At 70.8% G+C, this 9,856-nt stretch carries 10 protein-coding genes; 7 read left to right on the top strand and 3 right to left on the bottom strand.

Annotation, left to right across the window (positions count from 1 at the left end; genetic code table 11):
- From G6030_RS09685 to G6030_RS09675, 3 genes are all read left to right on the top strand, one after another.
- Positions 1 to 997: lipase family protein (locus G6030_RS09685; RefSeq protein ID WP_182642995.1), on the top strand; the 997-nt coding region annotated here is incomplete at its 5' end.
- 303 nt (positions 998 to 1,300) lie between these two features.
- Entirely contained in the window at positions 1,301 to 2,182 is an 882-nt protein-coding gene (locus tag G6030_RS09680) for an alpha/beta fold hydrolase (protein ID WP_182642994.1), read from the top strand.
- Between the two features lie 106 nt (positions 2,183 to 2,288).
- On the top strand, positions 2,289 to 3,170 hold the full coding sequence (locus G6030_RS09675) for a DUF4261 domain-containing protein (protein WP_182642993.1): 882 nt from the start codon (positions 2,289 to 2,291) through the stop codon (positions 3,168 to 3,170).
- Positions 3,171 to 3,173: 3 nt separating this feature from the next.
- Here G6030_RS09675 and G6030_RS09670 read toward each other — a convergent pair whose 3' ends face one another.
- Positions 3,174 to 3,896: a hypothetical protein gene (locus tag G6030_RS09670; protein ID WP_061913370.1), complete on the bottom strand. Its 723-nt coding sequence runs from the start codon at positions 3,894 to 3,896 to the stop codon at positions 3,174 to 3,176.
- A 382-nt stretch (positions 3,897 to 4,278) separates the two neighbouring features.
- Here G6030_RS09670 and G6030_RS09665 point away from each other — a divergent pair, with 382 nt between their 5' ends.
- Positions 4,279 to 5,634, top strand: coding sequence for a lipase family protein (locus G6030_RS09665; RefSeq protein ID WP_347238628.1), 1,356 nt, complete (start codon positions 4,279 to 4,281; stop codon positions 5,632 to 5,634).
- A 22-nt stretch (positions 5,635 to 5,656) separates the two neighbouring features.
- On the opposite strand, the gene G6030_RS09660 is transcribed toward G6030_RS09665, so the two are convergent.
- Positions 5,657 to 6,091 (bottom strand): nuclear transport factor 2 family protein, encoded by a 435-nt coding sequence (locus G6030_RS09660; protein ID WP_182642992.1) that lies wholly within the window; start codon positions 6,089 to 6,091, stop codon positions 5,657 to 5,659.
- A 23-nt stretch (positions 6,092 to 6,114) separates the two neighbouring features.
- Here G6030_RS09660 and G6030_RS09655 point away from each other — a divergent pair, with 23 nt between their 5' ends.
- The 3 genes from G6030_RS09655 to G6030_RS09645 are packed head-to-tail and all read left to right on the top strand — an operon-like array spanning position 6,115 to position 7,931.
- Entirely contained in the window at positions 6,115 to 6,645 is a 531-nt protein-coding gene (locus G6030_RS09655) for a nuclear transport factor 2 family protein (protein ID WP_182642991.1), read from the top strand.
- Positions 6,642 to 7,541 (top strand): SDR family NAD(P)-dependent oxidoreductase, encoded by a 900-nt coding sequence (locus G6030_RS09650; RefSeq protein WP_182642990.1) that lies wholly within the window; start codon positions 6,642 to 6,644, stop codon positions 7,539 to 7,541. Before G6030_RS09655 ends, G6030_RS09650 begins: the two co-directional genes overlap by 4 nt.
- Complete coding sequence (locus G6030_RS09645) at positions 7,542 to 7,931, top strand: hypothetical protein (protein WP_106385300.1); 390 nt, start codon at positions 7,542 to 7,544, stop codon at positions 7,929 to 7,931. It abuts the gene before it with no gap.
- A gap of 154 nt (positions 7,932 to 8,085) precedes the next feature.
- Here the strand turns inward: G6030_RS09645 and G6030_RS09640 are convergent.
- Positions 8,086 to 9,856: class I tRNA ligase family protein (locus G6030_RS09640; RefSeq protein WP_182642989.1), on the bottom strand; the 1,771-nt coding region annotated here is incomplete at its 5' end.

The following is a 9,856-nucleotide window of genomic DNA, read 5'->3' as shown; positions in this document are numbered from 1 at the left end:
GCCGCAGGCCGGACGGGCGGTGCGGCAGGTCTACGGCACCCTCGACCAGCACGGCCGGCCCGCGATCTCCGGGTCGGCGGTGTTCCTGCCCCACGGTGCCGCGCCGGAGGGCGGCTGGCCGGTCATCGCGTGGGCGCACGGCACCACCGGCCTGGGCGACGACTGCGCGCCCTCCACCCAGCCCCGCTCCGAGCGTGACGCCGAGTACCTGGGCCACTGGCTCGACCGGGGCTACGCGGTGGTCGCCTCCGACTACATAGGCCTGGGCACGCCCGGGCTGCTCAGCTACCTCAACGGGCCGGCCACCGGCCAGGCGATCGTCGACTCGGTGATTGCCGCACGCTCCGCCGGCCTGCCCCTCTCCCCCACCTGGGCACTGGTCGGCCAGTCGCAGGGCGCCGGGGCCGCGCTCAACACCGCGGTCCGCGCCACCGAACTCGGCGCGCCCGCCGGGCTCGACTACCGCGGCGTCGTGGCCACCGGGGCCCCGGCGAACATCGAGCACATCTTCCAGTGGGGCGGGCCCGGCTTCCCGCCCGTACAGCTACCGACCGGACTCAACGTCTATGCGATGTACATCCTCGCCGGGTTCCGCGATCAGCACCCCGAGCTCGACATCAACGGCTACCTCACGCCGGCCGGGCGCGAGATGGTCGACGCCGCCGAGACCCTCTGCTACGCGGCGATGCGCGAGAAGGTGGGCGGATTCCAGATCTCGCAGGCGCTCTCGCGGCCCCTCCAGGAGATCCCCGACGTGTTCGGCCACCTGCGCCGCTACATGGGCACGCCGGCGACCGGGTACGACCGGCCCGTGTTCCTCGGCCAGGGACTGCTCGATGTGGACGTGCCCGCGCCGTCGGCCCTGTCGCTCGCCGCGGAGATGACGCTCAACCGGCAGCCGCTCGAGCTGCGCGTCTACCCGGACCGCGACCACAGCGGGACCGTGTACGCCGCGACCCCGGATGCGACCGCGTTCCTGACGCGGGTGATGGGGTGACGGGAGGATGGGGTGATTCAAATCACCTCGAACACCCCCGTTCGGTGCGGTCGTCCACTTAACACCGCGCATTCCCGCACGTCAGGGCGCGCGCTCGAATGCTCACAGTGTGACCTGCGCAATAATCGTTACAGACTTGTCACATCGCGCAGTCACGGGTTAGAGTCTCGTCATCGCCGCGCGGGGATGTTTCAGGGACTCCCCGCGCGGCTGACATCATTTCGGGGCGATGCCGGGTTCGCCGGGCCGCTAGATTGCCGGGACAGCGCGATTCCTAGAACGCGTTCTAGTACCGTTGAGAAGATGAGCGCCCTCGACTTCGAGTCCACCAGCAAGACCATCACCGCCGGCCGTTTCGAGCTGCACTACCACGAGGCAGGGCGGGCCACGAGCGCAGCGGGCACGGCCGAGCCCGAGAGCGCGGTGCCCGTCCTGTTCCTCCACGGATCCGGTCCGGGCGTCACCGCGTGGTCCAACTTCTCCGGCAACTTCCCGGTCTTCGCCGAGCGGTTCCACACCATCCTGCTCGACATGCCGGGCTTCGGGAAGAGCTCCGACCTGGAGTGGGAGAAGGCCTACCCGATGATCGCCGCCGAGGCGATCGACGCATTCTGCGAGGCCAAGGGCATCGAGAAGGTCGACATCGTCGGCAACTCCATGGGCGGCAACGTCGCGTGCGAGACGGCCCTGGCCTACCCGGACCGCGTCCGCAAGATGGCTCTCATGGGCCCCGGCGGCCTCGCCGCGCCGCTGTTCGCGCCCGACCCCAGCGAGGGCTCGCGCCGCCTGTTCGAGTTCCTCGCCGATCCGACCGACGAGAAGATGGGCGCCTGGGTCGACACGATGGTCGGCAACAAGAAGATCGTCTCCCCCGAGCTGATCCGCGCCCGCACCGAGGCCGCGACCGCGCCGGGCGCCGTCGAGCGCATGTACTCGATCTTCGGCTCCATCCTCAAGCCCGAGAACGCCTACACCCCGCTGTACGCCCGCGCCTCCCAGATCAAGCAGGAGACCCTGCTCATCTGGGGCCGCGACGACCGCATGCTCCCCTACGAGCAGGCGCACTTCGCGTTCCGGCAGCTGCCCCGCGCCGAGCTGCACTCGTTCTCCCGCTGCGGCCACTGGGCGATGATCGAGCAGAAGGACAAGTTCGAGCGCCTGGTGATCGACTTCCTGCTCAACTGAGCGCCCGCCGGGCGGCCGGGCGCGTGGCGGGCCGGGCGCGTGGCGTCCGGTCGCGTCGTGGGCCGGACGTGTCGCGGCCGCCGGGACGCGGGTTAGCCTGTCGTGCATGACCGACTCCCCGCAGCCCGGCCAGCCCGAGCAGCCGCAGGACCAGCCGCCCGCCGTCGACCCGCGGACCGGCGAGGACCTGTCGTGGAAGCAGACGCCCGTGGCGATCGTGCTGCTCGACCGGCCCGCCCCCGGCTACGACGAGATCGGTGAACTGCTCGCCGAGATCTTCGAGGGCTCCTACGAGGTCGAGCGCGGCACCGAGGACGACCCCGCCACGGCGGTGTACATCGAGGACGCGACGGTCATCGTCTCCTCGATCGACGCCCCCGTGCCGGAGGCCGCCCAGTACACGCGCGACCTGGCCGCGTGGAACGGCGGCGAGGCCGTGGTGGAGACGCACCGGTCCCAGGTCGTGGTGGCGGCGTTCCGGTGGGGACCGGTCGGCGACGACGGCGAGCCCACCGATCCCGAGTACCTGGACCCGCGGCTCGATACGCTCCGTTGCGAGTTGGCGGTCGCGAACGTCACGGCAGCACTGACCGCGCTACCCGGCGCGGTGGCCGTCACCGTGGGCGGCGCCGCGGCGACCCTGCCGGCCGGCCCGTACCGCGATCTCGTGACGGGCAACCCGGTGCCGGCGCCGGTGCTCGTCGGGGTGCGGGCGGGGATGCAGTCCGAGTCCACGTCGTGCGTCTACACCACGGGGATGGGCAGGTTCGGCCGGATGGACCTCGAGCGCCTGGACGTGGACGCCGCGCCGGCGGCCGTGTACTCCGAGATGTGCAATCTCGTGGCCTATTCGCTGGCGACCGGCACCGTGTTCGTGCCCGGCCAGACGATCGAGGTGGGCGGCCCTCAGCCGCTGGTCGCCAGCGCCGAGGTCTCCCCGTTCACCGGCCAGGAGATCCTCCGGCTCTCGCCGGGCCCGCTGGGCTGAGGGTCAGGGCCGCTGGTGGTTCATCCGCTCCACCACCAGCCGCGTCGTGGCCGCGAGCTGGAACGGCCGGATGACCGGCTCGATCCGGCTGGCCAGCCGCTCCTTCTTGAGCCGGGCGATCACGCTGCGGACCAGCTCCGGCAGCGGATTGCCGAGGTGATCGACCAGCGGGTAGATCCGCACCTCCGGCGCGATCCGCGCCATCTCGACGATCGCGTCGACGTGGTCCGACAGATCCATCCGGTCGGCGTACGTGAACAGCAGGTGCGAGCACAGCACGAGGTCGGCCGAGTCGCTGGCCAACGGCAGCGACGGCAGCGCCCCGGCGATGTACCGCTCGGGCGAGGCCTCCAGGTCCGTGAGCATCCGGTCGGCTGCCGTGCGACGGATCGCCTCGTGTCCCACGACGCCGCCGCGGACGTCCCAGTCGAAGTCCACCTCGCGCGCCTGCTTCTGCGCCACCGACCGGTCGACGTCCGCGAGGATCCGGCCGCGGAGGTCGTCCGCGCCCCGGGCGTACTGCGGGTCCACCGCGATCGCGTCCCCACCGGCCGCGCAGATCTCCGCCACCGCGCTGGCCGCGCCGCCCGGGCAGTCCACGATCCGGCCCTGCAGGTCAGCCCCGTTCAAACCGAACATGTCCGTGTACTCGGCCAACGATCGCGCGCTCACGAGGACATCGGTGTCCTCCAGCGCGTGGAACGTGGTGTCGGGACTTACGGTCACCTGGAAACTCTCCTGAAGTGAGCCGGCGCGGATCTGATTTCCGCCGCCGTGGGGTCATGAGCATGGACCCGGGTTCCGGCGCGGACCGCCGCTGATACCGACCGCGGCCCGCCCTTCTCCGGTGGGCCCGCGCGTCGTCCGTGCTACGCCATGACGGCGTGGGCGACGCGGGACCTCTCCGGTACGCGTCGCCAGCACATCAGCACATCTTTTGGCACGGGCTCACCGTAACAGCGGCGTACGACAGTGGCCACCGTGAAGTTCACGGTGATCAGAATCGACTCCTGAGGTGCACCACCGGCCGAACATGACACACGCTAGGGTTTTGTCCAGTTCACGGTCCTCGCGGACCACCCACCGTCTCGACCCCCGGGGAGCACTTGTGAGATCACCGACCAGCCGCCGCAGGAGAACGCCCGGACTGTCCGCCGTCGTGGGGGCGCTCGCCCTGGGCGTCGCGATGTCCCTGGCCCCCGCCGTCTCGCCCGCCGCCCCGGAGGCCACCGCGCAGGGGTCGTCCAACACGCCCGACCGCAGCGCGTTCTACACGCCGCCGGCCGACCTGCCCGCCGAGCCGGGCACGGTCATCCGCACCGAGCCCATGACCATCACGCCCAGCTTCCCCGACCTGGCGAACGGCGGCGCACTGCCCGCCGACGCGCAGCGGATCATGTACCGCTCCACCGGTGCGGCGGGCGGGCCGATCGCCGTCACCGGCACGTATCTCCAGCCCAAGACCCCGTGGACCGGGCCGGGCCCGCGGCCGCTCGCCGTCGTCACGCCCGGCACCCAGGGCCAGGGCGATCAGTGCGCGCCGTCCAAGTCCATGGAGGTCGGGCTCGGCGTACAGACCGCACCGCTGTCGGCGGCCGCCGGCTACGCGGTGATCGACGCCCTGACGATGGTCCAGGAGGGCTTCGCCGTGGTCGTCACCGACTACGAGGGCCTCGGCACTCCCGGCCACCACCCGTACGTCAACCGCGACTCGCAGGGCCGCTCCGCGCTGGACGCCGCACGCGCCGCGCTGCGCCTCCCGGGCACCGATCTCGCTCCCGACTCCAAGACCGTGGTCAGCGGCTACTCCCAGGGCGGTGGCGCCGCCGCGGCGGCCGGTGAGATGCAGCCGACCTACGCGCCGGACGTCAACCTCGTGGGCATCGCCGCGGGTGCGCCACCGTCGGACATGATCGGCACGCTCGAGCGAGTTGACGGCGGCCTGCTCACCGGCGCCGTGGGCTACGCGATCAACGGGATCCTGCAGGTCCACCCCGAGCTGCGAGAGGCGTTCGACCGCCAGCTCAACGACGAGGGCCGCCGGATGCTCGAGGTGACCGCCGGGCAGTGCGTCGCCGAGACCGGCTTCGCCTACGGCCTGCGCCGGACCACCGAGTTCACCCGGGACGGCCGCTCCCTCGCCGACGCGGCCCGGTCCGAGCCGGAGATCATGCGTGTCCTCGAGGGCTACAACCTGGGCGACGAGGCGCCGGCGGTCCCGTCGCTCGTCCTGATCGGGCGGAATGACGACGTTGTGCCGCACGACACCGCCGTCGACCTCGTCCGGAACTGGTGCGCGCAGGGCACCACCGTCGAGCTGCGGACCGCCGAGGTGCCCGCCCTGGCCCCGGGTCTGGTGATCGACCATGCGATCCCGATGTTGTCCGAGCGCGCGACCAACGCCCGCTACCTCATGGACCGGGTGCACGACCGTCCCGCGCCGAACTCCTGCGGGACCGTCTGACCGACCGCGCGCCGCGGCGGTCTCAGGGCAGATTGTGGTGGTACGCCTGCTGCTGCGTCAGCCGCGAGATCCGCCAGCCGGCGTCCGTGCGGACGAACTCGAGGACGTACCAGAGCCCGTAGAAGAACACCTGCTGGTCCTTCTCCTCCACGGGCCGCAGCGCCATGGGGTTGAAGCACATGCACCGGCCCGTCGCCGAGTCCCCGTCCAGGCTCACCTCGAGGTTTGCCATGAGGTGCTGGGTGGCCGCGAAGACCGGCAGCATCTCGGCCAGCCACGCACGGATCGCCGGGTAGGTGTCGTCGGGCCCACCGGAGGCCTCGTAGCTCACCCGCGCGTCCGGCGTGAAGACCCGGTCCAGACCCTCGAAGTCGCGGGCGTCGATGCAGGTCGCGTACCTGGTCATGAGGTCCTGCAGGTCCCAGCGGTCGGATAACTCGACCAGTGTTCGGCTCATGATCCCTACGCTAACGTGGCCGTATGCAGTACGAGGAGGAAAGGCGCGCCCGCGAGGCGATCGAGCAGCTGAAGTACCGCTACTGGCGGGCATGCGATGCCAAGGACCCGGACGGCTTCCGCTCGTGCTTCGTGGCGACAGGCGGCGTGCTGGATTTCGGTCCCCTCGGTCGGACCGACCCCGACACCATGGTCGGCATCTTCCGGCAGATCGCCCTGGCCACCGCCGCCGACGGCGGGCCCCGCATCCTCGACATGCACCACGGCTTCATGCCCTCCATCACCATCGAGTCCGGCGGACCGAGCAGCCCGCCGAACCGCGCCACCGGCACGTGGACCCTGCAGTTCCGTCAGATCGACCGGGACAAGGGCACGGAGACCCTCTCGACCGGCGAGTACTCGGACGTCTACGTGATCGAGGACGACCGCTGGGTCATGGCCGAGTGCCTGTTCACGCCCGGCTGGTCCATCACCCGCACCCTCGACGAGGCGACCGTGACCTACCCGGAGGTCAGCGTCGTCCCGGGTGCGGCCACCGAGGGAGCCGACTCGTGAGCGCCCGGGTCGCGCTGGTCACCGGTGGCAGCCGCGGGGTCGGCCGCGGGGTGGCCACCGCGCTCGCCGACGCGGGGTGGGACGTGTATGTCACCGGACGGTCCGCCGAGCGACTGCAGGGCACCGTCGACGCAGCCGACGGCGCCCCGGGCCGGATCCGTCCACTCGAGTGCGACCACTCCCGGGACGAGGAGATCCTCGCCGTCGTCGCCCGGATCGCCGACGAGACCGGCCGCCTGGACCTCCTGGTCAACAACGTGTGGACCAACCCCAAGGGCTTCATAGGGTTCAACGGCAAGTTCTGGGAACGCCCCGCCGGCGACTGGGACGCGCTCATGGGCATCGGCCTGCGCGCGCACTACGTCGCGTCCGTCGAGGCCGCCAAGATCATGGTCCCGCAGGGCTCGGGCCTGATCATCAACATCTCGTCGTTCGGCTCGCGCGCGCCGTTCCACACGGTCCTCTACGGCATGAGCAAGACCGCTCTCGACAAGATGGCCTCCGACATGGCGCACGAACTCGCCGGCACCGGGGTCTTCACCCTCTCCCTGTGGCTGGGACTCATCCGCACCGAGCTGCTGCTGTCCACCGGCATGGAGGACTTCAACGGCTTCCCGCTGGCCCGCGCCGAGGACCCGACGTTCGTCGGTCGCGTCATCGCCGCCCTCGCCGACGACCCCGACCTCACGCGGATGAGCGGCTCGACCGTCATCACGGCCGAGTACGGTCGCGAGAAGGGGATAAGGAACGACGACGGCGAGGTGCCGCTGTCGCACCGGGGTGCCTTCGGCGGGGGCCCGCTCTTCCCGCCCGTGACGGATGAGCATCTCGGGATCGAGACAGTGGACGAGGTGGCCGCGGCGGGCGGACACAACGGATTCACCAAGGAGGGCTGAATGACATCCGCCGAGTTCGGGGAGCTCAACGACCCGCTCGAGCGACTGGAGCGGAACGAGCGTCAGGGCAATCAGGCGTTCCGGTTCGTATTGCTGTCCACGCTCGCGGTCGTGGCCCTGGCCGTGGTGATCGTGCTGATCCGTGGCGGCGTCGGGGACGAGTGCGCCGACCAGGGCGCGCTGTGTCTGACCTCCGACCGCGTCGAGGTGGTCATCATCCCGCTGCTGCTGTCGATCGTGCTGGCCATCACGTCCGCCGTGAAGACGTACCGGCGGTGGCAGGCGCGGATCCGCTGGCGGCCGTGGTTGTACGCGACCTACGCGATGTGGATGGTCACCACCGCGTACCTGCTCATCTCGTCGTCGGCGGTGTTCGTCCAGCGCGGCTGAGCCGCGCACGGCCCCGGTGCCCGGGCACCCCGCCCGGCACGCGCCCGCCAACCCGAAATCCGCTACCCTCCCTCCGGATCTGCTACTCCCATACGAGTAGCGGATCCCGAGTCCGGGTAGCGGATTTCGGCGCGCGTCAGCAGTAGCACCAGGGTCAGGGCACGATGTTGACCATCTTGCCCGGCACCACGATCACCTTCTTGGGCGCGGCGCCGCCCAGGTTCTCCTGGACCTTGGCGTCGGCCAGGGCGGCGGCCTCGACGTCGACCGGCGAGGCGTCGGCGGGCACGGTGATGCGCGAGCGCACCTTGCCCTTGATCTGAACCGGGTACTCGACCGAGTCCTCGACCAGGTACGACTCGTCGAAGGTCGGGAACGGGCCGTGGGCCAGCGAGCCGGTGTGCCCGAGTCGGGCCCACAGCTCCTCGGCGAGGTGCGGGGCGACCGGCGCGACCATGAGGACCAGCGGCTCGACGACCGAGCGAGGGGCGCCCGGCCCCTCGGTGGGGTACGCCTTGGTCAGGGTGTTGACGTACTCGATGAGCTTGGCGATCGCGGTGTTGTCCCGCAGGCCGGCGTAGTCGTCGCGGACACCGGCGATGGTGCGGTGCAGCGCCTTGAGCACGTCCTCGCCCGGCTCGGCGTCGGTCACCCGGACCTCACCGGTGGACTCGTCGATCACCACGCGCCACAGCCGCTGCAGGAAGCGGTGCGCGCCCACGACGTCCTTGGTGGCCCAGGGGCGCGAGGTGTCGAGCGGGCCCATGGACATCTCGTACACGCGCAGCGTGTCGGCACCGTAGGAGTCGCAGATCTCGTCGGGGGAGACGGAGTTCTTGAGCGACTTGCCCATCTTCCCGTACTCCTGGAACACCTCGATCTCGGTGGCGTCCGCGCCGGCGGAGGCGTCGGTCCAGTAGTACTTCCCGTCGCGCTCGGTCACCTCGGCCGCGGGCACGTAGACGCCGCGGGAGTCGGTGTAGGCGAAGGCCTGGATGTACCCCTGGTTGAACAGGCGCCGGTAGGGCTCCTCGCTGGTGACGTGGCCGAGGTCGAACAGGACCTTGTGCCAGAACCGCGAGTACAGCAGGTGCAGCACGGCGTGCTCGACGCCGCCCACGTAGAGGTCCACGCCGCCCGGGTCGCCGGCGCCGTGGATCTCGGGGCGCGGGCCGGTCCAGTAACGCTCGTTCTCGATCGCGCAGAGCTGCTCGGAGTTGGTGGGGTCGATGTAGCGCAGCTGGTACCAACTGGAGCCGGCCCAGTTGGGCATGACGTTGGCGTCGCGGGTGTAGGTCTTGAGCCCGTCACCGAGGTCCAGCTCGACCGTCATCCACTCGGTCGCCTTGGCCAGCGGCGGGGACGGCACCGAGTCGGCGTCGTCGGGGTCGAACGAGACGGGCTTGTAGTCCTCGACCTCGGGCAGCTCGACGGGCAGCATCTCCTCGGGCAGCGCGTGGGGCACGCCGTCGGAGTCGTAGACCACGGGGAACGGCTCGCCCCAGTAGCGCTGCCGGGCGAACAGCCAGTCGCGGAGCTTGTACTGGACGGTGCCCTCGCCGGTGCCCTCCCCCTCGAGCCAGGCGATGGTGGCGGCCTTGGCCTCGTCCACGCCCAAGCCGTCGAGGGACAGCCCCTCGTCGTTGGTGGAGTTCACGGCCACGCCGTCGCCGGCGTAGGCCTCGGCCTGCACGTCGAGCTCGCGCCCGTCGGCGGGCGCCACGACCTGCCGGATGGGCAGCCCGAACGCCAGGGCGAACTCGTGGTCGCGCGCGTCGTGGCCGGGCACGGCCATGATGGCGCCGGTGCCGTAGCCCATGAGGACGTAGTCGGCGACGAACACCGGGACCTGCTCGCCGTTGACCGGGTTGACGGCGTAGGCGCCGGTGAAGACGCCGGTCTTGTCCTTGTTCTCCTGGCGCTCG

This window comes from Dietzia sp. E1 (assembly GCF_014145015.1).
GTDB lineage: Bacteria > Actinomycetota > Actinomycetes > Mycobacteriales > Mycobacteriaceae > Dietzia > Dietzia cinnamea_A.
Note: the sequence above shows the minus strand (reverse complement) of the source record. Positions and strands in the feature narration are given on the sequence as shown.